20 protein-coding genes are annotated in these 24,198 nt (G+C 42.9%); 7 read left to right on the top strand and 13 right to left on the bottom strand.

From position 1 onward, the window contains the following. The first annotated feature begins 4 nt into the window (after positions 1-4). A complete protein-coding gene (locus K5609_RS09010; protein ID WP_221076868.1) occupies positions 5-520 on the top strand; it encodes a BAR domain-containing protein in 516 nt (171 codons plus the stop codon). A gap of 81 nt (positions 521-601) precedes the next feature. Then, entirely contained in the window at positions 602-1,243 is a 642-nt protein-coding gene (locus K5609_RS09005) for a cytochrome b/b6 domain-containing protein (RefSeq protein WP_221076867.1), read from the top strand. Between the two features lie 18 nt (positions 1,244-1,261). Here K5609_RS09005 and K5609_RS09000 read toward each other — a convergent pair whose 3' ends face one another. Then, complete coding sequence (locus tag K5609_RS09000; RefSeq protein ID WP_221076866.1) at positions 1,262-1,837, bottom strand: TMEM165/GDT1 family protein; 576 nt, start codon at positions 1,835-1,837, stop codon at positions 1,262-1,264. 129 nt (positions 1,838-1,966) lie between these two features. Here K5609_RS09000 and dmeF point away from each other — a divergent pair, with 129 nt between their 5' ends. Then, positions 1,967-2,944: a CDF family Co(II)/Ni(II) efflux transporter DmeF gene (gene dmeF, locus K5609_RS08995; protein WP_343212507.1), complete on the top strand. Its 978-nt coding sequence runs from the start codon at positions 1,967-1,969 to the stop codon at positions 2,942-2,944. 163 nt (positions 2,945-3,107) lie between these two features. On the opposite strand, the gene K5609_RS08990 is transcribed toward dmeF, so the two are convergent. The 7 genes from K5609_RS08990 to K5609_RS08960 all read right to left on the bottom strand — a co-directional run bounded on the left by K5609_RS08990 (position 3,108) and on the right by K5609_RS08960 (position 10,182). Further along, positions 3,108-4,712 (bottom strand): BCCT family transporter, encoded by a 1,605-nt coding sequence (locus K5609_RS08990; protein WP_221076865.1) that lies wholly within the window; start codon positions 4,710-4,712, stop codon positions 3,108-3,110. A gap of 295 nt (positions 4,713-5,007) precedes the next feature. After that, positions 5,008-5,481: a P-loop nucleotide/nucleoside kinase family protein gene (locus K5609_RS08985; RefSeq protein ID WP_221076864.1), complete on the bottom strand. Its 474-nt coding sequence runs from the start codon at positions 5,479-5,481 to the stop codon at positions 5,008-5,010. A gap of 8 nt (positions 5,482-5,489) precedes the next feature. Further along, on the bottom strand, positions 5,490-6,272 hold the full coding sequence (locus K5609_RS08980; protein WP_221076863.1) for a GNAT family N-acetyltransferase: 783 nt from the start codon (positions 6,270-6,272) through the stop codon (positions 5,490-5,492). A 123-nt stretch (positions 6,273-6,395) separates the two neighbouring features. Then, the gene (locus tag K5609_RS08975; RefSeq protein WP_163132800.1) at positions 6,396-7,010 is read right to left on the bottom strand and encodes a bifunctional 4-hydroxy-2-oxoglutarate aldolase/2-dehydro-3-deoxy-phosphogluconate aldolase; all 615 of its coding nucleotides are present in this window, start codon (positions 7,008-7,010) and stop codon (positions 6,396-6,398) included. A gap of 16 nt (positions 7,011-7,026) precedes the next feature. Then, positions 7,027-7,971 (bottom strand): 2-dehydro-3-deoxygluconokinase, encoded by a 945-nt coding sequence (kdgK, locus tag K5609_RS08970; RefSeq protein WP_221076862.1) that lies wholly within the window; start codon positions 7,969-7,971, stop codon positions 7,027-7,029. A 12-nt stretch (positions 7,972-7,983) separates the two neighbouring features. Further along, entirely contained in the window at positions 7,984-8,319 is a 336-nt protein-coding gene (locus K5609_RS08965; RefSeq protein WP_016403993.1) for a cupin domain-containing protein, read from the bottom strand. Between the two features lie 96 nt (positions 8,320-8,415). Next, the gene (locus K5609_RS08960) at positions 8,416-10,182 is read right to left on the bottom strand and encodes a sodium:solute symporter family transporter (protein ID WP_221076861.1); all 1,767 of its coding nucleotides are present in this window, start codon (positions 10,180-10,182) and stop codon (positions 8,416-8,418) included. A gap of 318 nt (positions 10,183-10,500) precedes the next feature. On the opposite strand from K5609_RS08960, the gene K5609_RS08955 reads away from it, so the two are divergent. From K5609_RS08955 to K5609_RS08940, 4 genes are all read left to right on the top strand, one after another. Then, entirely contained in the window at positions 10,501-12,639 is a 2,139-nt protein-coding gene (locus K5609_RS08955; protein ID WP_221076860.1) for a heparinase II/III domain-containing protein, read from the top strand. A 2-nt stretch (positions 12,640-12,641) separates the two neighbouring features. Then, positions 12,642-14,789: a heparinase II/III domain-containing protein gene (locus K5609_RS08950; protein WP_221076859.1), complete on the top strand. Its 2,148-nt coding sequence runs from the start codon at positions 12,642-12,644 to the stop codon at positions 14,787-14,789. A gap of 288 nt (positions 14,790-15,077) precedes the next feature. Then, positions 15,078-15,416, top strand: coding sequence for a hypothetical protein (locus K5609_RS08945; RefSeq protein ID WP_221076858.1), 339 nt, complete (start codon positions 15,078-15,080; stop codon positions 15,414-15,416). A 179-nt stretch (positions 15,417-15,595) separates the two neighbouring features. Next, positions 15,596-17,215, top strand: coding sequence for a phospholipase A (locus K5609_RS08940; protein ID WP_221076857.1), 1,620 nt, complete (start codon positions 15,596-15,598; stop codon positions 17,213-17,215). Positions 17,216-17,232: 17 nt separating this feature from the next. Here the strand turns inward: K5609_RS08940 and K5609_RS08935 are convergent, their stop codons facing one another. The 5 genes from K5609_RS08935 to K5609_RS08915 all read right to left on the bottom strand — a co-directional run bounded on the left by K5609_RS08935 (position 17,233) and on the right by K5609_RS08915 (position 23,068). Further along, positions 17,233-17,934, bottom strand: coding sequence for a DUF4336 domain-containing protein (locus K5609_RS08935; RefSeq protein WP_221076856.1), 702 nt, complete (start codon positions 17,932-17,934; stop codon positions 17,233-17,235). A 211-nt stretch (positions 17,935-18,145) separates the two neighbouring features. After that, a complete protein-coding gene (locus tag K5609_RS08930) occupies positions 18,146-18,868 on the bottom strand; it encodes a FadR/GntR family transcriptional regulator (RefSeq protein ID WP_221076855.1) in 723 nt (240 codons plus the stop codon). 286 nt (positions 18,869-19,154) lie between these two features. Continuing rightward, a complete protein-coding gene (locus K5609_RS08925; RefSeq protein WP_221076854.1) occupies positions 19,155-19,910 on the bottom strand; it encodes an SDR family NAD(P)-dependent oxidoreductase in 756 nt (251 codons plus the stop codon). 110 nt (positions 19,911-20,020) lie between these two features. Continuing rightward, a complete protein-coding gene (locus K5609_RS08920) occupies positions 20,021-20,701 on the bottom strand; it encodes an oligogalacturonate-specific porin KdgM family protein (RefSeq protein WP_246611966.1) in 681 nt (226 codons plus the stop codon). 516 nt (positions 20,702-21,217) lie between these two features. Continuing rightward, positions 21,218-23,068 (bottom strand): LamG domain-containing protein, encoded by a 1,851-nt coding sequence (locus K5609_RS08915; RefSeq protein WP_221076853.1) that lies wholly within the window; start codon positions 23,066-23,068, stop codon positions 21,218-21,220. Positions 23,069-24,198 lie beyond the last annotated feature (1,130 nt).

Here is a 24,198-nt window from a genome sequence, read left to right as displayed (position 1 = left end):
TTAAATGAACAAATTTAACTCAATACTAACAGCATCTGCATTTGCGCTAATCAGCGTTACAGCAAACGCGCATAGTGAACACTGTAAAGACACCGAGCTGGGCTCAGTCATGAAAGACATGAAATCTGAACTCAAAGCCTATGTGGATGCTTTTAAGGAAAATGACCAAGCCACCATGCAACAGCATGCTGCAAAGCTACTTAGTAATGCTAAAGAAGCCAAACAACACATTCCGCTAAAGTTACAAGACAATGAGCATCAGATGGCTGAGCACAAAGGTCATATGCAAGAAATGGCCGAGATGGATCATGGCGATATGGATCATGGTGAAATGGAGGGCATGGATCATCAAACTCATATGGCTCACATGAGCTATATGAAAGGCATGGATGAACTGGTTTTATTGTTTGAGAGATTACAACAAGTCGACAATAAAAAGCTGGTTAAAGGTACGCTAGTTGAGATAAAGAAGCATAGTAAACTAAGCCATAAAGAGTACCGAATGGATTGCGATAAGTAGCTATATTCGGCCGTCCATATAAGATGGCCGTACTAATATAGAAGTCCAGCTAGGTGCTGGGCTTAATGCAAGAGTTTGACGATGAAAACAAAACAAATAGTATTGGTCTGGGACGGATTTATTCGCTTCTATCACTGGCTGCAATTGCTGCTAGTAATAGGCTTATGGCTAAGTATAAAACTCGATGAAGTTGATTTGCACATGCTGTTTGGATTAGCGCTACTCACACTCCTAGTGACCCGTATTGTGTGGGGACTTATAGGTAGCAGTACAGCATTGTTCAAATCACTGCGACTCCATCCCAAAGGTGCATATAATGAAATTGAAAACGAACTCAAGGGTAAGGTAAGTCTGCACTCTGGACATTCCTACCTTGGCTCTTACATGGTATTGGCTTTGTGGGCTTTATTATCCATTCAGCTTATTTCAGGACTGTTTAACTCTGACGATATCCTTTCAGATGGACCTCTTTACGCCTTCGTAAGTGAGAGTAGCTACGATTGGTTTAAAGCCATTCATGCTAGCAATGTGAACTACCTATTTGGATTAATTGCGCTGCATGTTGTTACCATCGCTTACTTTAGCTTCAGAAAACGAGGTTACCTAAACGCAATGCTGACCGGATACAAGGTGTTAAATGTTGCGATGAAACCTTCGCTTAAGCGTGGCGTTTGGCCAATTATCGTTGCATGTTTGTTAATGGGCATTGTATTGATGATCTAAATCGGTTCCACACTACTATTAATGCGCAAATGCTTGCCAGCATGTGATTACAGCAAATATTAAAAACAAAGCACCGCCAATTTTGTGCAGCCATACGCTGCTAACCCTTTTAAGTAGTATTTTACCAAGCGCTACGGCCAACAATGTTGTTGCCACCAAGGCTAAACTAGCACCAAGCCATACTGACCAAGCGGTGTGGGTAGTTGCCAAGCCGGCAACCGCTAATTGAGTTTTGTCACCTAATTCGGCGATAAAAATCAAACTGAATGCAGACCAAAATACGCTGGAGTATTTGAGTTTTTCATTACCTTGGTCCTCTCCTTCATCCTTGGCAAGCAAGGATTGAATGCCAAATACCGAAAACAACAACGCAGTAATAATACTCATCCAAAACTCGGGGATAATAGCTGCAATGGATGCTCCAACAGTAACCGCTAGTAGGTTAAGAATGGCGAATGCGCTAATCGCCCCTAAGGCAACAGTGCGTCCGCCACATCGAGCAGCTAAGGTCATTGTGACTAGTTGACTCTTATCGCCAAACTCAGCTAAAAAAATTAATGTAAAAGCAATAAAACTACCTGATAACTCGGCCAAGCGTACTCTCTTTGTAAATGGTTAATTGGTAAATCAAAGCGCGTATTTAATACTTTTTATCTGAAAGCTCTAGCTAAAATTAAGCCTTTTTTGATCTAAAACATTTAGAACAACTTAGAGACTGCATAAATGCAAGTGAGAACTGTTAGTATTTCTTCTCAGTATTTACTCACAGGGACAGTAGGTAACATCATGAGTCACCATCATCATGCCGTATTTGATATCAGTAGCCGGCCGCATAAACACGATTTTTCTCACCATAGTAACCAAGGGGAGCAACGTACTTTAATAGTATTAGTTCTTACCGCGCTCACTATGGTTATAGAAATAGTCGCAGGAACTTGGTTTGGTTCCATGGCCTTGCTCGCCGATGGTTGGCACATGGGAACACATGTTGCAGCATTTACTATCACTATTTTCGCCTATCGTTATGCACGCAAGCATGCTAATAATTCTAAGTTCAGCTTTGGGACAGGAAAGGTGAGTTCGCTTGGCGGCTTTGCAAGTGCAGTAGCACTTGCGGTGGTTGCGCTGGTTATGGCGATTGAATCCATCGCTCGATTTTTTGAGCCTCAAGCAATTGCGTTTAATCAAGCAATATTGGTTGCGATAATCGGCCTTGCGGTGAATTTAGCAAGCGCTTGGATCTTAAAGGATGTGCATTACCACCATGGCCATGAACATGAGCATTCTCATCACGACCACAATTTGCGTGCGGCTTACATGCATGTTTTAGCTGACGCCTTAACCTCGTTACTTGCAATTTTTGCACTACTTGCAGGTAAGTATGCAGGGCTAAATTGGCTTGATCCTGTTATGGGAATAGTGGGCGCATTAGTCATTAGTAAATGGGCGTGGGGGTTGATTACCTTAACTAGCAGTCACCTACTTGATCAACAGTGCCTACCCACGGAGCAAAGTGTGCGTAAAGCTTTAGAAAATGAGGATACAGAGATAACTGATTTGCACGTTTGGCATCTTGGGGAAAAATCTCTCGGAGTTGTTATTTCGCTGCGCTGTGAAACGCCATCTCCGTTAATAGAGTATAAACAAAAGCTACAACACATCGCTAAGTTAAAGCACGTGAGTATAGAGGTTAATTGCTAGACGTCCCCTGTACTTTTGGGGATAGATTCGACCGGGCATCTATAAGTCCACTAACCATCTTTGCCCACCGTCGTGCCAGCCAAATATTGGCTGACACGAACAGCGGTAAGCGGTTTTACAAAAGAGCTTATCTCGGACTTGCCGAGATATACCCTTTAAAGTATTAAGCGCCTTTGCTTTGGCTTACTAGAGGTTTCTCAACTTCAGAAAGTAAACCTTTCACTAAACTGATACAGCCTATTACCAAAATAACTGCAAAAGGCAGCGCGGCGATGATGGTTATTGACTGCAGCGCCTGCACTGAGTCGGTACCGCCAATCCACAGCATCATCATAGCGATAAGCGCAGAGATAACGGCCCAAATAACCTTCTGCATTACAGGTAATTCCAGCTTACCACCCGCGGTCATGCTATCGACGACGATTGAACCAGAATCAAGGGTCGTAACAAAGAAAATGATGATCAGTGAAACGGCGATGATGGATAAGATATTACCCATTGGATAAGCATCAAGCATATAGAACAAACTTAATGAAACGTCGGCAATACCTTGGTCAGCACCAAGCAGTCCAACTTTATCTATGATTTGTTGGATAGCTATACCGCCAAAAAATGACATCCAAGCCGCTGTTACTACGGTAGGAATACACAATACACAAACTAGGAACTCGCGCACTGTTCGCCCTTTTGAAATTCGCGCTACGAACATACCAAACATTGGCGCATAAGCTATCCACCAAGCCCAGTAAAATACCGTCCAGCCATGTAGCCAGGTGGTATCATCTCGACCAGAGTTCCCGCTTAACGGAATAATGTTCTTCACATACCCCACTAGGCCTGTCAGCAATGAGTCTAATACAGTGGTGAAGTTAAGCAGGGCAAGAAAACCAAGGAATACAAAGGCAATGATCATGTTGATGTTGCTCAACAGTTTAACGCCTCCGTCCATGCCTCTCACTATGGAGATAATGGCTAGCCCCATGATGGTCAAAATAATAGCTATTTGAAGGAAAAGGCTGTTATCGATACCAAATACATGGCTGATTCCACTTGCCGCTTGAGAACCGCCGAGGCCAAGTGAAGTGGCAAGGCCAAATAAAACAACCAATACAGCCATCACATCAATAAGGTCACCGATCCTTCCCCATACCTTATCACCAAGCAGCGGATAGAAAATGGAGCGAATTGAAAGCGGCAGGCCTTTGTTATACACAAAATACGCAAGACACAGGGCTGTCATTCCGTATATCGCCCAAGCATGAAATCCCCAATGGAAAAGGGATGCGCCAAGCGCTAATTCACGCCCTTCCGCTGTATAAGGCTCTACACCTAAGGGAGTGCCAAACCAGTTTGTATAAAACGCCGTTGGCTCGGCTACCCCCCAAAAGATAAGCCCAATGCCCATACCTGCGGCAAACAACATGGCAATCCAAGAGACGGTGGAATAATCAGTTGTGGCTTTATCACCACCTAATCGAATTTTCCCTAATGGGGAAAAAGCGATACCGATTGCAAAAATCAATATGATGTTTGCGCTCCACATGAAAACAAAATCGAATTTGGATAAAGCAGCAGCTTTAACGGTATCAATAGCGGCCTTTGCTTCTGCGGGCGAAAGGATGAGAAGAGCAACAATAAATAGAATAGATAAGCCAGCTGAAGCAATAAAAACGGAGTTATGTATATCCATACCCCACTTGCTTATGTTGTCTTGACCAACTTCATAATCAGTTGAATTTATACTGTATTTTTGAGATTTAAAATGCATATAGAAAAGGTTTACTTATTCAGGTAAACGAATACGAAGACCGACCCCCATTGAGTGGTAATGATTAGATTTTTAACCCTTGTAAATAGTGTTAAAAATAACAAACTTGCGGTGTGATTAGTGTTCAGAGCGTAAACACTAAATTCAAGCGGGGAAGTTTAACATAAACGAGAAATCAGTGAGATGACTTAGAACAGTGATCTTAGCTGTAGCAGCTATCGTCATACTTCAATGAAGAACCTTGGTCATCAAATCGCTCAGGTTTTAGATTCATTCATTGATAACCAAGCAAGAGCTAACTGGAAACCCAAATAAGCGCTTCTTCTTTGCTAGGAAGCTCAAACTGTTGCCAAAACATCTCCATCATTGCGGGTGTCATTTCGTAAGCGTGCTCACCGCGCTGCATATTGCGTGAATAGGCACGCTCACAACACAACTCAAAGCTTACATCTAGATAATGAGTCTCAAACTCAAAGCCTTCGGCTTGGGCCCACTTGGCCATTTCTGTTCGCTCTGCTTGTTGCCATAAACCACAGTCAAAAATCACCGAGGTACCCAATTTTAGTAAGGACAAAGCCGATTGTTGAAACAAGCTATAAAGAGCCGCTTTTCGAGCATCAAACACGTCACGTTCCATGTGCTCGCCAAATAGAGGAATCATCCATTCATCCATAGTAAAGCGAAATGCCGGTAGCTCAGCCGCTAACTTTTTTGCGTAGGTGGTTTTACCGGAACCAATAAAACCACACAGAAAAATGACTTTAGCCATTACTCTCCTTAAATCTGCACCTTGGGCGCAATAAATTTGTCAAAGCGACTGTCCATGCATGCACTTATATCGGTGGTAACAAAGTGCCCATGATAATAAAGGCTAAAGATAGTTTGTGGACAAGGGCAATTTTGTGCTTTTTCAACACTATCTAATTTAATAATAGTTAGCGGGATGTGCCGCTTGGCACAACTTTGCTGCAGAGACTCTAAGACATGATACTCGGCAAATGGACAGCGATTTGAATAGTAAACAAGGCAGCCTTGATGAACAGCATTGAGTTCTGCATTATGCACCGAAGATGCGAAGCGCGGAGTTTGCTCGTCTGATGCAGTACCTAATTGATAAGCCAATAGTTGGAAGCCATTAGGCGCTTCATCAACCACCACAAAGCCTTGCCTAAGCAACCACTTAGTATCGCTCATAAAGTGGTAATTTTTGCTGCCAACGACCGCCACTACCCCTAGCTTATTGCTACTTTTAGCGGCTGCAATAGCTTTGGCTAACAAGGCTTTTCCATGGCCTTGTTTTTTGTACTTACCCGATACCCAAAAACAGCCCAGTGCTAAATACTGCGGCGCAACGATGGGCAACCACGCCTGCTCTGCTGCTTGGTATTCAATAAATACTTTGGCTCTTTCGTTTAAGCGTTGAAATACTAAACCCTGCTCGAATTGCTCACTCATCCAACGTTTTTTGGCATGGTAACTGTTGGCGCATTTCTTATCAGAAAAGCCGCAACAAATGTGTTCACTATCGATGTTGTTAGGGCCGAGCTGTATGTATTCCATGGGCAAGTAAGCTTTAGCTGATAGATAACTTAACTCTATCACCCTAAGCAAAGTGAATGTTGATACAGCACAAAAAAGCCCCGCTAGTTGGCTAGCGAGGCTTAATAAACATAGCTAAAAAAACTAGCCTAAATCGATAGCTTTAACTAGCTCAGCGATTGCATCCCAGTTTTGCTCTTTGATTAGATTCGCTGGAACCATCCAGGTACCGCCACAAGCTAATACCGCATTAATGCTTAGGTAATCGTTAATGTTCTTAACCGATACACCACCCGTTGGCATAAATTTAACTGGGTAAACGGCTGTTAACGCTTTTAACATGCCTACACCGCCAGAAGGCTCTGCAGGGAAGAACTTCAAAGTATCTAAGCCCATTTCCATCGCTTGCTCAACCAATGAAGGGTTGTTTACACCAGGAATAATTGGCATGTTGCGTTGCTGACAGTAGCGCACTGTAGTTGGGTTAAAACCAGGGCTCACTACAAAATCTACACCGGCATCAATAGCTTGGTCTACTTGAGCGCTGTTTAGCACAGTACCAGCACCAATTAGCATATCTGGGTAGGCTTCACGCATATTTGCAATAGCTTGAGCCGCAGCAGGTGTTCTAAAAGTGATTTCAGCACAAGGCAAACCGTTATCTACCAATACCTTGGCCAATGGCACTGCATCATCAGCGTTATCGATAGCGATAACAGGAATTACTTTAAGCGCTTGAAGTTGTTCATTTAAGTTCATGTTTTGTTCCTAGTTCTTATACCGCATCTGCGGTAAATGATAGCTGAATCTTTGGCATATGTGCGGCGTCAATTACTGCACCTTTATGCTGAATTACCGTTCCTGCCATTTTATGGCCGGTTAGTGCGGCTTGTTCGGTATTCGAGCCATGTAAACGGGCTACCAAGTAGCCGGCTGCAAACGAATCACCCGCGGCATTGGTATCAACGACATTGGCAACCTTAGTCGCCGGTACGCTAATCGCGCCATCTTCAGTAACGATTAAGCAATCTTTACTACCGCGTTTAATCACCAGTTCACTAACGCCTAATGCCAATGTACGCTCGATGCACTGCTCTATATGAGCGTCATCATAAATCTCTTGCTCATCATCGAAGGTAAGCATAGCTGTATGGGTGCAGGCTAATACTTTTGCGTAAGCATCTATCGCTTGCTGTTTACTCTGCCACAAAGCTGGGCGGAAGTTGTTATCAAATACAACTTGCGCCCCGTTGTTTTTACACTGAGCTAAAACTTGGAAAAGCTTCTCTTGAGAGGCTTCTGGCAACACTGCAATGCTAATTCCCGACAAGTAAATTACATCGTAATTAGTCAGCTCTTCAATTAAAGCGTCACTAGCACGCTCTAACCAGAATTTAGCAGCGGAATCGTTACGCCAATACAGAAAGCTACGCTCACCAGTCTCATCTACCTGCACCATATAAATACCAGGTAACTTGTCTTCTAAACGCTGTACCAAGTGGGTATCAATATTGTCGGCATGCCATGTTGCGATCATTTGCTCGCTTAAGGCATCGCGGCCAAGTGCGGTAACATAGCTCGCTTTGGCATTTTGGCTAATACGCGAAAAATAAACCGCTGTATTTAGCGTGTCGCCACCAAAGCTCTGACGAAGACCATTTTCTTGTTGTTGCAGTTCTACCATGCATTCGCCAACAAAGGCGACTTTTAACTCAGTCATGAATGTTTCCTCTTAAGACAAGAAGTCCTCACGCGGTGGTGAGAAACAATCTACTAATACGCTACCTTCTTCAAGCGCAACCGCACCATGCATGAAAGTACGCGGGGCGATATAAGCATCGCCTTTCTTAACTATTCTTTTTTCGCCGTTGATCTCAGCTTCAAAGCTACCCTCTGCCACGTAACCAATTTGGTCGTGAAATTCGTGGGCGTGTGGAGCGCCAATAGCACCCTTTTCAAATCGTACGTGAACAACCATTAACTGGTCTGTGTGACCGACAATTTTACGGGTAACGCCATCGCCAAGGTCATCCCAAGGAGTTTCTGCTGAATTAAAAAATGCTGTCATAATGTTTCTCGTTATGGTTAGTTTTCAGTTGTGCTTAAGGTAAATCCTTCTTTTACCAAGGCGAGACGAGCTCGCCTTGGCTTAAGCCTCTCGCGTTTATTCCGTTATCGCTTCTGTTTGTAAGCTTTTATTGGGTTTTCTGGCTGCTTGTACCAACAAGATCCCGGCTACCAATACTATGGTTCCGCACAGAACAAACAGTGCTCGACCGGAAATGTCATTTGGAATCAATGCCATGGTGATGATGCCGAAACCAGCAACACTAATTAGGTTACCCAACATTGAACGCTGTTTAGTATCTAGGTTGTGTTGCTCTTCAGTGTTTGCATGTACTGGAGTATTCCAATCGCGGAACAGCTCAGCTACTTCAGCTTCACGCTCTGGCGTACGCCCTTTAAAGAACAAGGTTGAGCCAATAAAGAAGCCACCGGTAAATATCACGTGTGCAGCTAGGCTAAGTCCTACTTTCAAGTCAGCCCATTCACGACCAGTTAGCGCTTGCTCTAAGCCAAACCAGTTTTGAATGTCGTTGGAAGTTAAGGCGATACCAAATACGTAAGACACCACACCTCCCACGACGAGTGTTCCCCAACCGGCCCAATCTGGCGTATTGCGGATCCACATACCCAATAGCACTGGAATTAACATTGGGAAGCCAATTAAGGCGCCAATATTTAGTACAATGTCGAAAAGACTTAAATGGCGTAGCGAGTTAATAAATAGGCCAATCGAGATAATAACTAAGCCCATAAATATCGTGGCTGCTTTACTGGCAACAATAAGCTCTTTTTCGCTGGCTGCTTCTTTACGAACAATTGGCGAGTAGAAGTTGCGAATAAAGATACCGGCGTTGCGGTTAAGGCCAGAGTCCATAGAACTCATCGTAGCGGCAAACATTGCCGACATTAACAAACCCACCATACCTGCTGGCATTACGTTTTGAACAAAGGCTAAGTAGGCTGCATCGCTGCCACCTACGGTGCTATAAGCTTCCGCAAAATCAGGCATAAAGGCATTTACATACCAAGGTGGTAAGAACCAAATAAGCGGACCAACAATCATCAATACACAGGCTAAACCAGCCGCTTTTCGTGCATTGTCACTGTCTTTTGCGCAAAGGTAACGGTATGCGTTAATGCTGTTGTTCATTACCCCGAATTGCTTCACAAAGATGAATACAATCCACAATAAGAAAATGCTTACATAGTTAAGGTTACTGCCCATCACAAAGTCGCCATGGAAGTTACCAATAATGTTAGTTAAGCCTCCGCCATGGAAGTAAGCGGCAATGGCACAGGTAATGGTTACCGCCATAATCACTAGCATTTGCATGAAATCAGACGCAACAACCGCCCAAGAACCACCGGTTACGGCCATTATCACCAATACTACACCGGTGAAAATAATGGTGGTTTCCATAGGAATGTTGAAAACAGCGGCAACAAAAATTGCCAAACCGTTTAACCATACACCGGCAGAAATCAAACTGTCGGGCATGCCTAGCCAAGTAAAAAATTGCTCAGAGGTACGGCCGAAACGTTTTTTAATCGCTTCGATTGCGGTAACTACGCGAAGTTGTCGAAACTTCGGAGCGAAATAAATGTAATTCATAAAGTAGCCAAACGCGTTGGCTAAGAACAAGATAACGATGGCAAAACCGTCGCTAAATGCTTTCCCTGCTGCTCCAGTAAAGGTCCATGCTGAAAATTGAGTCATAAATGCTGTCGCACCTACCATCCACCACAGCATTTTACCGCCGCCTCTAAAGTAGTCACTGGTGGAAGATGTAAAAGTACGAAACATCCAACCTATCGCAATTAAAAATACGAAGTAGGCTAGTACAACAACGATATCAATACTCATAGCCGCCTCTGAAGGTCAAAAGTTAAGTGTGTGAAATTTAAATCCCGTTCAGTGTAAAACAATTAAATTATATTGTAATACAAAAACACTTTATGTGTGATGAAGATCCAATTATTTTTTGCTTAGTTTGTTTTGATTATTATTCAGGCAGGAAATGCGGGGAATTGCTAGACCTAGGCCACTACTCAGCTTGGTCTGCTAACCATTAAAAGGAAAAATATATAATGTGAGTAAGTTCACTGTTTTACTTGATCAAGCTGAATTCAACACTTATTTGTATTACTTTATAGCAATAAATTGATATGTATGAGGTTTCAAATGCTTGCGAAATTAAATGCAGTGTTACTAAATCAGCAGGAAATTACTGAAATTAGCCAGCAGCTTAACAATGATAGCTTGATGGGCTTAAGTTTAGACAAGATGATTAGCGACACTCAGGCTTATATGGCTAATCCGATTGAAGTGCCAGGTCATGGTGAAGCGGGTGGATATGAGCACAACCGTCACAAGCAGAACTATCAATACATTAACCAAGCTGGCCGCCTGTTCTTAATCACTGACGATGAGCAATACGCGCAATACACTGCAGATATATTAAGTGAGTATGCTGATAAGTACTTGGGCTTTGGTTTCCATATCCAGCGAAATACTAATCCACCAGGTCGCTTGTTCCACCAAATCCTCAACGAGCATGTTTGGCTATTATATGCCAGCTTAGGCTATAGCTGCATTAAGCACTGGTTAAGCGAAGAACAAGTGAAGCATATCGAAGGTCAGTTATTCCAACCTATGCTAGATATGTTTACCGATAAATATGGCTTCGACTTTGACCGGATCCACAACCATGGTTTGTGGGCGGTAGCGGCCGTAGGTATTTGCGGCCTTGCCATAGGCAAACCACAATATGTAGACATGTCGGTACATGGGATAAAAGGCGATGACGTAACTGGTGGCTTCTTAGCCCAAATTAGCCAGTTGTTCGCTCCTTCAGGCTACTACATGGAAGGCCCCTACTACCATCGCTATGCGATTCGCCCTTTGTGTTTGTTTGCTGAAGTATTACATCGCCACCGCCCAGAGTTGGACATCTTTAACTACAAAGACCAAGTGATTGGCAAAACCATTAAAGCCTTGTTAGCGACCGCCTACCCGAACGGCGTATTCCCTGCGTTAAACGATGCGTCATTAAGCATGGACATCAAAGATCAAGGCGTAGTAGTAGCAGTAAGCTTGGCTTACAAACACTACGGCCACGACGATAAACTGCTTGGCATGGCCAAAATCCAGCAGCAAGTTTGGTTACATGGCTGTGGTAGCGCGCTATCAAAAGCCTATCAAGAATCAACTAACACTGCCCTTCCTCACTGGCCTAGCGTTGAGTTAAATGAAGGCCCTAAGGGTGACCGAGGCGCTCAAGGCTTTGTTCGCATGCAAAGCAAAGATGGTGACGTTAGCCAACTGGTGATGAACTATGGCCAACACGGCATGGGCCATGGTCACTTCGACACCTTAGGCATTAGCTTCTTCAACCGTGGACAAGAGGTACTAAAAGAGTACGGTTTTGGCCGCTGGGTAAATATAGAACCTAAGTTTGGTGGTCGCTATTTAGATGAAAACAAATCTTACGCACGTCAAACCGTTGCTCATAATGCGGTTGCGGTAGACCAATCTTGTCAAAACAACTTTGATGTAGAACTGGCTGATAGCAAACACGGTATCCCCCACTTCTTTGCAGACCAAAATGCAGACCTACAAGCGGTAAGTGCCTTTGCCGATGATTTCTACCCGGGTGTAGACCAACAACGTAGTTTGGTATTGATTAATGATGACACATTAGACGCACCACTATTATTGGATGTATTCCGTTTAAGCAGTGACACCGAACATAGTTATGACTACGCCCTGCAATACCAAGGGCAAATTGTGCGGTGCACCAGTGACTATCAAATGCACAATGAGCTCGCGCCAATGGGTAACAACTTTGGTTACCAACATTTGTGGAACGAAGCACAAGGCAAAGCCTCTGAGAACAACTTAGTAAGTTGGCTGCAAGGCAATAGTTACTATTCTTGGATTAGTGCCAGTGAAACAAGCGACGAGCTATTCTTCACCCGCGTTGGTGCCAATGACCCAGAGTTTAACTTGCGTAGTGAAACCAGCTTTATCTTGCGTCGCCAAGCAAAATCAACGGTGTTTGCTAACGTATTAGAAACCCATGGTTACTTTAATGAAGCCATCGAAGCCAGTACTAACGCACGTGGCAAAGTAAGCCAACTAAGCGTACTAGTAAGTAACGACGTCGGCAGCGTAGTGCAAATAATCGGTGACGGCATCAACTTCACTGTAATGATTAGTAACCAACGCAATGTAAGTGCTGACACCCAGCACAGTATAGAATTCAATCAACAAACTTATTGCTGGCAGGGATCTCTGGCTTTAGAAAAGAACCGAGGTTAATCATGACTTACCAACCATTATTGATAAGCTTTGAAGAAGCAAAAGAACTGGCCAAGCACTTAAATACTGATTCTCTAATGGGTCAGTCTATCGCAGCCGAAGTGGCAGCGCTTGAAGCTTACATGCCTTTGGGCATTGAGATCCCCGGCCACGGTGAAGCCGGCGGTTACGAGCATAATCGCCACAAGCAAAACTATATCCACTTGGACTTAGCCGGCCGCTTATACTTAATTACTGAAGACCAACGCTACCTAGATTACGCACGTAGCATGCTGGTTGAATACGCCAAGGTGTACCCTACTTTAGAGCTAAACACTAGCCGAGACACCAACCCACCGGGGCGCTTATTCCACCAAACATTGAATGAAAACATGTGGATGCTGTATGCCTCGTGTGCTTATTCTTGTATTCGTCATAAACTGGCAGAAGACGAGCAGCAACTAATCGAAAACGATTTATTCAAATTAATGATTGAGCTGTTTGTTGATGTATATGCCCACGACTTTGACATTGTGCATAACCACGGTTTGTGGGCGGTAGCAGGTGTTGGTATTTGTGGTTACGCAATTCAAGACCAAGCCAGTGTAGACAAAGCCCTGTATGGCCTTAAAGGTGATAGCGTGAGCGGCGGCTTTATTGCCCAGCTCACTCAGCTATTCTCACCAGACGGTTACTACATGGAAGGCCCTTACTATCATCGCTTTTCCTTGCGTCCAATTTTCTTGTTTGCCGAAGCCATTGAGCGTCGCCAACCAGAGATTGGTATTTACCAACTCAAAGACCAGGTGATTAAAACCACTACTTACGCAGTAATGGCCACTGCCTTTCCAAATGGTGTATTACCAGCGCTTAATGATTCATCTAAATCCATGGACATTAAAGACGAAGGTATCTTAATTGCCACTAGCATGTGCTTTAGCCGTTACCTACGTGACGCCAACTTAGTGGCCATGGCTAAACACCAAGCCAAAGTTTGGGTACATGGCTCTGGAGCCAGCTTATCGGATGCTAGCGAAAACGCAGCAAGCATTGGTGGCTTTAACTGGGGCAGCTTAGTTTTAACAGATGGCGCCGAAGGCGACCGCGGTGGCGTAGCTATATTACGACACCGAGATGCTCAGCAAGATGACAGCATGGCGCTGTTATGGTTTGGCCAACATGGTAGTGACCACAAGCTACATTCAGCATTAGACCACGGCCACTTTGATGGCTTGCACTTCAACCTATTCAACCGTGGCCAAGAAGTTTTGCATGATTACGGCTTCGGTCGCTGGGTAAATATAGAGCCTAAGTTTGGTGGTCGCTATATTCCAGAAAACAAAAGCTACGCTAAGCAAACCATTGCTCACAACACAGTAGTAGTGGATTACCAAAGCCAAAACCAAGGTAATACTGCCACTGCTGAAGAAAAATGGGGCGAACAACACTTCTTTGTAAGTGGTGACAACAAGCTACAAGCAATGAGTGCGTTTGTGCGTAACTACTACCCTGGCGTAGACCAACAGCGCAGTGTAATCATGTTTGAAGTGGAAGGTTTTGCTAAGCCATTAGTCCTGGATTTATTCCGCCTAGTGAGTGAGCAAGAGCATAACTATGACTACGCAATACACTATTCTGGCCAGTTTATTCGCAGCGATTTTAACTACGAATGCAACGCTCGCCTTAAACCACTTGGTGAAAGCCATGGTTACCAGCACCTGTGGCACCAAGCAACTGCTGAAGTTGATGGCTCAAGCTTAATCACTTGGTTACAAGGTAATAGCTATTACTCGATGGTGAGTTCTGCGGTAGCGAATAGCCAAGTGATTATGGCGCGCACCGGTGCTAACGATCCAGATTTCAACTTACGTAGCGAACCAGTATTATTGCTACGCCAGCAAGCTAAAGATCACTTGTTTGCCAACGTGTTCGAAACTCATGGCTACTTTAATGAAGCCATTGAAGCAAGTACCGAAGCACGCGGCCAAGTGGTGTCAGTTGAAGTATTGGCTCACAACAAAGTGGCGTCAGCTGTAGCAATTCATTTGGTGTCTGGAAAACAAATTACCGTGTGTATTTCTAACCAGGCAAACGTGAAACCAGAAACTCAGCATCAATTAGAAGTTAATGGAGAAATCCTACGCTGGAGTGGCGCTGTTCACATAGCTTAATTTCTTCGCTTCCTACAAAGCCTCGCTATGCGGGGCTTTTTTGTTGCTTCACTAAAAGCTCAAAACATAATTAACCAACTCAGCTGTAACAAAATCTTCATCTGTCGTTATCCCCTGGCTAGTCAAGCTTGCAGGCTTTGATTAATTAACAAACAAGTAATTTAACCCAAATGGGGAATGGTGTAGAAACATCGCTTGGCTTACTCTTTTGCCATACCTAATTAGTAAGATATTTGCAGTAGGTTACCGATTAACAAGGACTGTTATCAACGTATAGAGGTTAAAGGAATGACGATAGTATTAACGCTTTCTCTACTTACATTAATAATGCTAGCGCCAATTAAACTGGGTACTCAGGTACTCAAAATTGAGCGTTCAGGAATAGACGTTTGCTTTGTTGCTGTAATTGCAGCCATAGCCGCCAGTGTTTTTACCGAATTGGCCATTGGCGAAGGTTTTTTCCCAACCTTAGTTGCAATAGTAATAACCAGCATTTTGTTCTCTTTAGTATTTAGAACCACCGCCGTAGCAGGCTTTGTACTCGCCCTGTTATCCACAGCGATTCAATTCGCCTTTACTTTAGTAATCGTAGTGCTCGGTTTTGTTATCGCTTATAGCGTTTCTTAAACAAGCCAGTACTAACATTTAAGGGCGCTTCTGCGTCCTTTTTCAATATCAATAGGCTTAAAGCTTAAGTATTTTCTGTTTGGTTTACTCGCTTCTTTTTCTTTTCCCCGCTAACATAAAAATGTTAAATCATTGATCTAACGCTAGCTTGCTAGTTAACAAAGATTTTCAGGGACGGAATGAAGAAAACAGTACTTAGTATCTTGCTGCTATCGCTATCAAGTACTAGCTTGGCAGAGCAAGACGGTGGTCCTAGATTAGTTGCCTATCGTGATACCTATATTTTGCTAGGGAAATACAACCCTAATCCACCAAGCTTAGGCGATTACTCTTCGGTATTGGCCACCAAAGAAGCCGAAAATGGCAGAGGTATCGACAACCTAGAAACCGAATTTCAGATCAGTGGCAAGCTCATCGTAGCTGAAAGCCTGTTAAGTGAGCGAGACTACTTTAGCATTGCCTATACCCAACAAAGCTTTTGGCAGGTATACAATAAACCCTTCTCATCCCCTTTTCGTGATACCAATTACGAACCAGAGCTCATTTACACTTGGCGCCCCGATCAATTTAGCATCGACAAAAACCGCTGGCTATTGCGCGCAGCAAGCCTTGGTTTTAGCCACCAAGCTAATGGCTCTTACGGTGAATTTGATCGTTCCTGGGAGAGAATTTATGCCCAGTTTGATACCTCCTACAACGACTGGTTAATCACCTTTAAACCTTGGATCCCGGTAGGACCCGAAGTGAATAACGGCGGTGATTTTACCGATTACTATGGCTACGGTGAACTCACCCTTGGCTACCTATTTGGTGATGACCAATGTAACCACCGCATCACGGCAATGGGTCGCAATAATCTGCAATCAGACAATAAGGGTGCTGTAGATCTACGCTTTTCTTATTGCATTAGCCCCGCATTTTCTCTCTACGCCAAGTATTTTAATGGCTATGGTGAGTCAATGCTTGACTACAACATCCACAACCAGTCTTTTGGCCTAGGTGTTGCGCTTAATCGAATCGGCGACCGACGTGAAATGATGTCAACCAGCAGCCAATGGACCTTTGCTGGCATGAGTATGTTTAGAGATAACTATATTCTGCCGTTCAAATACAACCCCTCGCCTGCCATTCCCGATTTAGCCGGAGGCGTTCCCGGTCAACAACCGGAAAAAATGGAAGTAGAATTTCAGTTTAGTTTTCGTCTCACACTTCCCTTCACCTTATTTACCGACAGCGATAATTTGAGCTTTGCTTACACCCAGCAAACTTTCTGGCAACCTTACGAACGCTCCGGTGACTCTATCCGAGAAACCAATTATGAGCCTGAATTTTTCTATCAGTGGAATAGCAGTGCCGAACAGCGTTCAGCTTGGTCGCCGGAATGGATGCGTTTTGGTTTAGTGCATGAATCTAACGGCCAAACACAAATCCGCTCGCGTTCGTGGAATCGCATATATGGTGAGTTTGGCTTTGATGCAGATCCCGTTAGCGTAGCGCTAAAACCATGGTATCGCATCAAAGAAGATGAATCGGAAGACGATAACCCCAACATGGAAGATTACTATGGCTATGGAGAGTTAACGGCTAGTTGGCAGGTAAATGAACGTCATCGCTTAAGCTTTTTGGGACGAAATAACTTTAAGAAAGACAATAAAGGCGCTTTAGATCTACGCTGGTCTTACGGCATCTCCCAAGAGTTGGCGCTTTACCTAAAATATTTCAATGGTTATGGTGAATCCTTAATTGATTACAACAAACATAATCAAAGTTTAGGCATAGGCTTTGCCATCAACAACTAGCCTATTATTCTTGTCAGCTATTCAGCTTTGATTAACCAACCAAAAGACTGCCGCAAAAAGTTGGTGGCATCTTCTTGGATAATGTCACCATGCGACATCACCAAGGTAGTTGCTTGCCAACTGAGAATCAGCTTTAAATGCTGGCGTGCAGTTGCCTTGCCAAACATAAAACTCAGTCGCCAATCCAAAGGCATTTTTCCGTTTGGAGCCACTATTCCAGTTAGCTTAGCCAACGTTCTTTGCCACCAATTAAAGCCACTTAGGTTAAAGTTTTCAACTAAATCTGTTACGACTAAAACACCAGATATTGGGTGGTAAAAAACGCACTCCTGCATAAGTGGAGAGCCGGTAAAAAGCACTTGTTTAATCTGCTCTTGCCAAGGCCAAACTTCACTTGGGTTGTTGGTTAAAGCGCCATCAAAATCCAAGTCATTACGCTTAATAATTAGTTGCTCGGTACCATACAAGCGAGCATTGGGGAACTGTCGTTGCCAGGGCTCAATAAACAGATGATGCAGGTGATTTGGCGCAACCAAATACTTAACCTCTCCTAGCAAAGCGATTTTTGCTAACAACTTATCGTTTAACGCTATTGGGCTGTGGATCCACAGCTTACGATTATCGAGGCGAATAATGGTCATGCGGGTAGAATAAGGTAAACCTAAAAAAGGAACACTAGGCCCCTCTACAATCCAAATATTCTCGGCAAGTTGTTGCATTGTTCTCCCTTTCACTACGCGCTATCTCTATAGTTTGTCCTTTTATAGACAAATAAGTTCTTGAAAGCATGAAATAAAATTCATGAATTTCGTTTAAAGAGGAATTAGAGAGCAAGTTAGAGATGGAGAAAAGCTAAGTGCTACATAAAAAGCACAAACTAAAATGCCGACAATCATATTGTCGGCATTTTAAATGAAACAGTAAGGTGTATTAAGCAGCGGTGTCCGAAGGTAAACGGTGATTGCTGTTATTTAATAACGCTAAGTTGGCTTCACGAGCTTTGTCTGCATTACCAGCCATAATGGCATCATAAATTGCTTTATGCTCATCTATACAGGTACCACCTTCTTTTGATGAGTGGTCAATAAAGCCAATAAACATAGTGCGTAGAACATTAGCAAAAGGAATATAAAAGCTATTACCTGTCGATAGAAATACTAAACGGTGAAACTCCATGTCTACGTCTGTCCATGAGTTAACGTCGTCTACACCAGCAGCAACATCTGACATCTTTTGGAAAACAGCCGATAAACTCATGCGCTGTTCTGCACTTGCATTTCGCGCTGCTAAAGCTGCGGCTTCGGGTTCAATTGCTCTGCGCAAGGCCAAAAACTCTTGGTAGGATTTTTCAGTATTGCTTAAGCCCATCATCCAATCGAGTAATTGAGAATCTAAAAAGTTCCAATATTCGCGGTCGCGCACTCGCGTGCCAATTTTAGGGCGAGACTCTAATAAGCCTTTAGAGTTAAGCAATTTAATTGCTTCACGTAATGCAGTGCGGCTAACACCAAACTGTTCGCACAGATCTAGCTCACCGGGAATAATGCTGCCCTGGGGCAAACTTCCCGACAAGATGCCACGGGCGATCTCTCTCGCTACTTGCAAATGAAGACTGCGAGACGCACCTTCTATTTGCATAAATTCGTTAGACATAAAATAACCTTAATCAAATATTGTGTTAGCAATAACCAATCCACTAGATTTATCATTGCTAACACAACTCATTCTACATTTAGTATGACTAATACTACTCGATTTGTAGTAGACCAGATACAAAAAAAGCCGTCAAATGCAGGCTTGATCGCTATATTTGTAACACTTAAATACTAAAGTCTTAGCCCTTTGGCTTAAAAAAGACTAAAAGAACATCGTGAGACATTAAAAAAGCCACACTTAAACTAAGTGTGGCTTTGTATTTTTAAGGCGCTAAAGGCAACTATTAGATACCTAAAGCTTGTCCACCACCAATTTGTACTGTTTCAGCTGTGATGAATGAAGCATCTTTGCTGACCAAGAAAGAAATTGTAGAAGCAACTTCTTCTGGCTGACCTAAGCGACCCAGTAGAATGCTATCTTTCCATGAAGCAAATACTTCAGGCTTCGTCTCTTTAATTTGAGCGTGGAATGGCGTATCAATAGTACCAGGAGATACTGCGTTAACACGAATACCCGCTGGCGCTAGCTCTTTGGCTAAAGCGCGAGTTAAAGTATGTACAGCACCCTTTGAAACACCATAAATGCCTGCGCCCGGACCACCGGCATTCCAACCTGCATTTGAGGTGAAATTAATGATTGAAGCATTTTCACCTTTCTTCAAGAATGGAATTGCAGCACGCGATACAAAGAATGCACTATCTAAATTTAGGGCCATTACAAAACGGTAGAACTCCGTGGTCATTTCTTCCATTGGGCTACGACCGCCTAAGCCACCGGCGTTGTTTACCAGCACGTCAATTTTGCCAAACTTTTCACCAATTCTAGTCACGTTGCTGGTAACAGCTACTTCATCAGTAACGTCAAAGCTATAGTATTCTGCTTCAATACCTAATTCTTGTAATTGAGCAACGCGTGCTGCGCCGGCTTCATCTTCGATACCGTTCAAAACAACGGTATAGCCGTCTTCACCTAAGCGTTTTGCCACTTGAAAACCAATTCCACCGGTTGCTCCGGTAATTAATGCAACTTTATTAGACATATCTACACTCTCAATTAAAGGTTAAGTAATGTTAGAGAGCCAACGGCCTCTTTAGTAATACAAATAGATTACACCTTGATAATTTGTAATACAAATGCGCAGATCACACTTTAGAAGTTATAGCGTAGGCCTATGCGGCTTCTTAACTCTCGTTGGCTAGATTGATCGGAAATTGAAACATCACCAAACTCTAACCACGGCGTCCAACTGCCCATGCTGTAATGAATGGTAAAGTTGTTTTCATAATTAGTTCGGCCATTGTTATAGAGGTGATATTCAGAATTGTCGGAATAGTAATAGTTACCCTCTAGACCAAAGGTCCATTGCTGATACTTATATCCAATGTTGGCGGTATAGCGATGGCGATACTTCTTAATATCTTCTCCCGGTTTTACGTCAAGTCGGTAACGGCCACTTAATGACAATCCCTTTACCTTTTCTGGGGTGTAGGTTAATCGGAGCTGCGGTTTGTAGGTAGCACCGGATTGACCAAACTCTATAGGCATACCAGGAATTAGCGCCCATTGATCGTTAATTTTATAGCGGTAGCCAAGGTCGATTTCAGATCCGTTTGATTGTAAGTCTTCCATGAATTTGCCCTCTTCTCCTTTAAATTTAAGCTCTAAAGCCATAGAGAAATTATTTTCAAAGGTATGGGCCATCTTTACTCGGCTAGCATGCTGCTTGGTATCACTTTTGTACTCATGGCGAAAGTCTACTGAAGTCGCGAGAACGTTCGCACTCAGTAAACAACCACCACTAAGTAACATTGCTAGACTGTATGATTTCATGTTTATAACTCTACATTGAACACAATAATTTGTATTACAATATCATTTTAATACATTGTGTAGGCTAAACCGTTCAAAATGTGATCATCAGCATTGCTGTTGAAACAAAACGTCTAACGGATCACTTTTTACAGTCCATTAATTCAACAATCCATTCAAATGAAAAATATAATATGGCAAGTAAGCAGGTGGGCGACATTGCTAACTTAGGGTGTAGCTATATTGCTTTACGAAGTGTTAGAACGTCTTGATAGCATGTAAACCTTCGAAGGCGACACATTTACTTTTAGAAGAGCGTTTACGGAAAAGAAAAATGCACCATAGTAAGGTGCATTTTAGAACTGCTATTGTTAGCGATTTACAAATTCTCGACTATTGCATCTCAACTAGCTTGCTGGTCGGCGATGTTTCCATTTATATCTAATTGAGCAATAGTGAGTGGTTGTATAACACCGAAGTAGAACTTTTAATAAACCCTCTCATACTAAGTAGTGAGGGTTTATTGATTAGCAACAACTAGTTAGCAGTAAAGCCATATGCTTCTGCTCGCGCCGCAACTTCTTCAGCTGTTAGCGTTGATAACCAGAACGCTGCATTATCAATTGCGCCATCAAGGTTTTTCTGCGAACTGTTAGAACCACCACCGATGTACACTTTGTCACCTTCTTTGGTGTTTGCAATGTAATCTGTGATTTCAGCAGTACCTTCAAGTACACCATCTACATATATGCTTGCTGTAGTACCATCATATGTGGCTATAAGGTGAGTATAGGTATCATCTTCTAGTACTGAAGTTGCTTTAACTGATGTTGAGCCGTCACCATTATAGATACGTAACTCTGGGATCAAGGTGCTCTTGTTTACAACAACCTTCCAACCTTTATTACTATCGGTATTTTCAAGTAGCTGTAAATCTTGGCCAAGGTCTGCATTGAAGCTGGCGCTAGTTGACTTGTATACCAACTCCATTGAGATAACGCCATCGATAGCGGCTAAAGGATCGGTAGTTGAATCCATTATCGTGTAGTGATAACCAAACAAGCCATCAGCAGAGGTTTGAGTTATAGACACCGCTGCATCAGCTTCTACTGCGCCATCAACCACAGCTCTTGCATTGTCATCAGCTTTACTCATTTGTAAAACTTTTGCACCTTCTGAAGGTGCTGCATCAACGCTGCTAAAGTCCCACTCAAAATCAGCGGTTGGGCCTGTAGGCGTCTCAGGATCGGTATCCCCAAAGCCAAAGTCTTTTGCACGCTCTGCAACTTCCTCAGCTGAAAGGGTCTCTAGCCAAAATGCTGCACTATCAATAGCGCCAGCTAAGTTTTTCTGAGAGCTGTTAGAACCGCCACCAACGTATACTTTGTCGCCTTCTTTAGTATTTGCAATATAGTCAGTTACTTCAGCAGTACCTTCGAGCTCCCCGTTAATGTAAATGCTGGCCGTTGTTCCATCGTAAGTAGCAACAAGGTGCATGTAGGTATCGTCCTCTACAACCGAAGTGGCTTTTATGCTGGTAGAACCATCGCCATTGTAGATACGTAGTTCAGGTATCAAAGTGCTTTTATTTACAACTACTTTCCAACCGGTATTGCTATCAGTGTTTTCTAACAACTGTAGATCTTGGCCAAGATCAGCATTAAAGCTGGCACTATCAGCTTTAAAAGTAATTTCCATTGAAATTACACCATCAATAGCGGCAAGAGGGTCTGTGGTGCTATCCATGGTAGTGTAGTGATAACCGTAAGAACCAGATTCAGTAGACTGAGAAATAGATACAGCACCATTCGTATCCACAGCGCCATCAACAACCGCTCTTGGGTTGTTGTCGGCTTTACTCATTTGCAATACTTTATCGCCCTGTGCAGCATCAGCGTCGATAGCGGCAAAGTCCCACTCATAGTCAGCAGTTGGAACTTCTACACCTGGCGTTTGTTCTTTTTCTGCATCAGCAATAGCCGCCAAAATAGTTTCGTCGGTTACTTCTGCTCCGGAGTCGTTATAGTCCACTCCATTTAAAGTGTAAGTAATTGCAAGAGCACCTGCATCATCAACTACATATGTACCGTCTACATCACCATAGGCAATAGTGGTTTCTGAAACAGTGTAAGATTGAGTCGTGTAGGTATAAAGGTCGTTAGTTTCATCGTAGCTATAGATAGTTAACACATCATCTACAAACTTATAGATTTGTGCGTATTCAGTCGACGACGTTGTGATATTCGAGGTTTCGCTAGAGATATTCCAATCGGTGTTTTCGATAGCATAAGTAGGCTCTGGTGGCGGAACGTATACTTCTGGCGCCTCAAAACAACCAAACATAAAAGTTGTGCTCATAGGGATTAGCAGCAGCTTAGACGGTTTCATTTAAACCTCCTTGTAGGTATAAATAATATTATTGTAATAGTTAAAATACTAATATTGCTAAGGTCACCCGTAGTTAAACAGTCCGAAACCTATTTAACGAAATACATCCAGATGACTTTTCCTTTCCAGACTATTCGCTCTCTTAAATGATTAGCCGGCGATAAGTTCCCATTTAAACCTCCTAACTACGGTAAAAATGATCATATTGTATTAGTAATACAAAACTATAATGTGGCAAAAGATTGTGATTGTAAAGTGACCGACTTCGCACTATTTGCGATTAATCTTTTTGTCTTCACAACTTGTAAAATCTAGATAAAAGCAGAGTAAGCGATGAAATTATTGATATTGCGAGGAACGATGTTACAGGCAGGCTACAAGATAAAATAACTGTTTAATTACTTAATAGATTGCGACCTTGAACAGCGCAACGTCGATAACTAAATCCCTTAATCGCAGCAGTGATAGCTGGGTTAAATCTCAAACCAGCTGACTTAAAAGTACGCTAACTGCGTCTGATTTTGTATCGCTAGCAGAGAGAAAATACCGGTTTAGTTACAAATCACCCAAGGATTGGTAATACAAATATGCCTTATGCCTGCTTAGTTTTGTCGGCAGTAGCTATATTGCTATTACTGGTTTAACGCTAACAAATTTTGTTTCTTTGGGCGTTTAGCTTCACTAATTTGGTTGAAATACGCCATTGCTTAAGCAAAACAAGATCAATCTCACAGACAGATGTTCAAAAAATAGGCTTTAATTGTATGACTATTTGAGCTTGTAGCTTTAATAGCAAGACGGGGGATTAGCTGTTCTAAGCTAAATACGCTGCAAAAAATAATAAGAAAGATATACATCATTAAAACCTTCATTGCCTTGTTGTCGGAGCTGTTGGTTTTAATAATTAAACGCGAGAATAAGGACAACATTATGATTTTTGTAGGAATATTCCTGGCATTAGTCGCCTCTTACTTAGTAATAATGGACGTAGCAGCCATACTAAAAAGTCACCATTAAGATAAAAAACATGAATAAGACTAACGTTCTAACCGACGCAGTTTGTCGGTTAGAATACTTAACCAAGCGCTAAACTCCCCTTCCAGCACCGAATCATCTTCGTTATTAATTCT

This window comes from Agarivorans aestuarii, assembly GCF_019670125.1.
GTDB lineage: Bacteria > Pseudomonadota > Gammaproteobacteria > Enterobacterales > Celerinatantimonadaceae > Agarivorans > Agarivorans aestuarii.
The sequence above is the reverse complement of the archived record's forward strand: the minus strand, read 5'-3'. Positions and strand labels throughout refer to the sequence as shown.

What these genes read in the sequence shown, in the direction of transcription:
- K5609_RS09010 (WP_221076868.1), top strand. Translation starts at nt 5, where the DNA reads ATGAACAAATTTAACTCAATACTAACAGCATCTGCATTTGCGCTAATC.
- K5609_RS09005 (WP_221076867.1), top strand. Translation starts at nt 602, where the DNA reads ATGAAAACAAAACAAATAGTATTGGTCTGGGACGGATTTATTCGCTTC.
- dmeF (WP_343212507.1), top strand. Translation starts at nt 1,967, where the DNA reads ATGCAAGTGAGAACTGTTAGTATTTCTTCTCAGTATTTACTCACAGGG.
- K5609_RS08990 (WP_221076865.1), bottom strand. Translation starts at nt 4,712, where the DNA reads ATGCATTTTAAATCTCAAAAATACAGTATAAATTCAACTGATTATGAA.
- K5609_RS08985 (WP_221076864.1), bottom strand. Translation starts at nt 5,481, where the DNA reads ATGGCTAAAGTCATTTTTCTGTGTGGTTTTATTGGTTCCGGTAAAACC.
- K5609_RS08980 (WP_221076863.1), bottom strand. Translation starts at nt 6,272, where the DNA reads ATGGAATACATACAGCTCGGCCCTAACAACATCGATAGTGAACACATT.
- K5609_RS08975 (WP_163132800.1), bottom strand. Translation starts at nt 7,010, where the DNA reads ATGAACTTAAATGAACAACTTCAAGCGCTTAAAGTAATTCCTGTTATC.
- kdgK (WP_221076862.1), bottom strand. Translation starts at nt 7,971, where the DNA reads ATGACTGAGTTAAAAGTCGCCTTTGTTGGCGAATGCATGGTAGAACTG.
- K5609_RS08965 (WP_016403993.1), bottom strand. Translation starts at nt 8,319, where the DNA reads ATGACAGCATTTTTTAATTCAGCAGAAACTCCTTGGGATGACCTTGGC.
- K5609_RS08960 (WP_221076861.1), bottom strand. Translation starts at nt 10,182, where the DNA reads ATGAGTATTGATATCGTTGTTGTACTAGCCTACTTCGTATTTTTAATT.
- K5609_RS08955 (WP_221076860.1), top strand. Translation starts at nt 10,501, where the DNA reads ATGCTTGCGAAATTAAATGCAGTGTTACTAAATCAGCAGGAAATTACT.
- K5609_RS08950 (WP_221076859.1), top strand. Translation starts at nt 12,642, where the DNA reads ATGACTTACCAACCATTATTGATAAGCTTTGAAGAAGCAAAAGAACTG.
- K5609_RS08945 (WP_221076858.1), top strand. Translation starts at nt 15,078, where the DNA reads ATGACGATAGTATTAACGCTTTCTCTACTTACATTAATAATGCTAGCG.
- K5609_RS08940 (WP_221076857.1), top strand. Translation starts at nt 15,596, where the DNA reads ATGAAGAAAACAGTACTTAGTATCTTGCTGCTATCGCTATCAAGTACT.
- K5609_RS08935 (WP_221076856.1), bottom strand. Translation starts at nt 17,934, where the DNA reads ATGCAACAACTTGCCGAGAATATTTGGATTGTAGAGGGGCCTAGTGTT.
- K5609_RS08930 (WP_221076855.1), bottom strand. Translation starts at nt 18,868, where the DNA reads ATGTCTAACGAATTTATGCAAATAGAAGGTGCGTCTCGCAGTCTTCAT.
- K5609_RS08925 (WP_221076854.1), bottom strand. Translation starts at nt 19,910, where the DNA reads ATGTCTAATAAAGTTGCATTAATTACCGGAGCAACCGGTGGAATTGGT.
- K5609_RS08920 (WP_246611966.1), bottom strand. Translation starts at nt 20,701, where the DNA reads ATGAAATCATACAGTCTAGCAATGTTACTTAGTGGTGGTTGTTTACTG.
- K5609_RS08915 (WP_221076853.1), bottom strand. Translation starts at nt 23,068, where the DNA reads ATGAAACCGTCTAAGCTGCTGCTAATCCCTATGAGCACAACTTTTATG.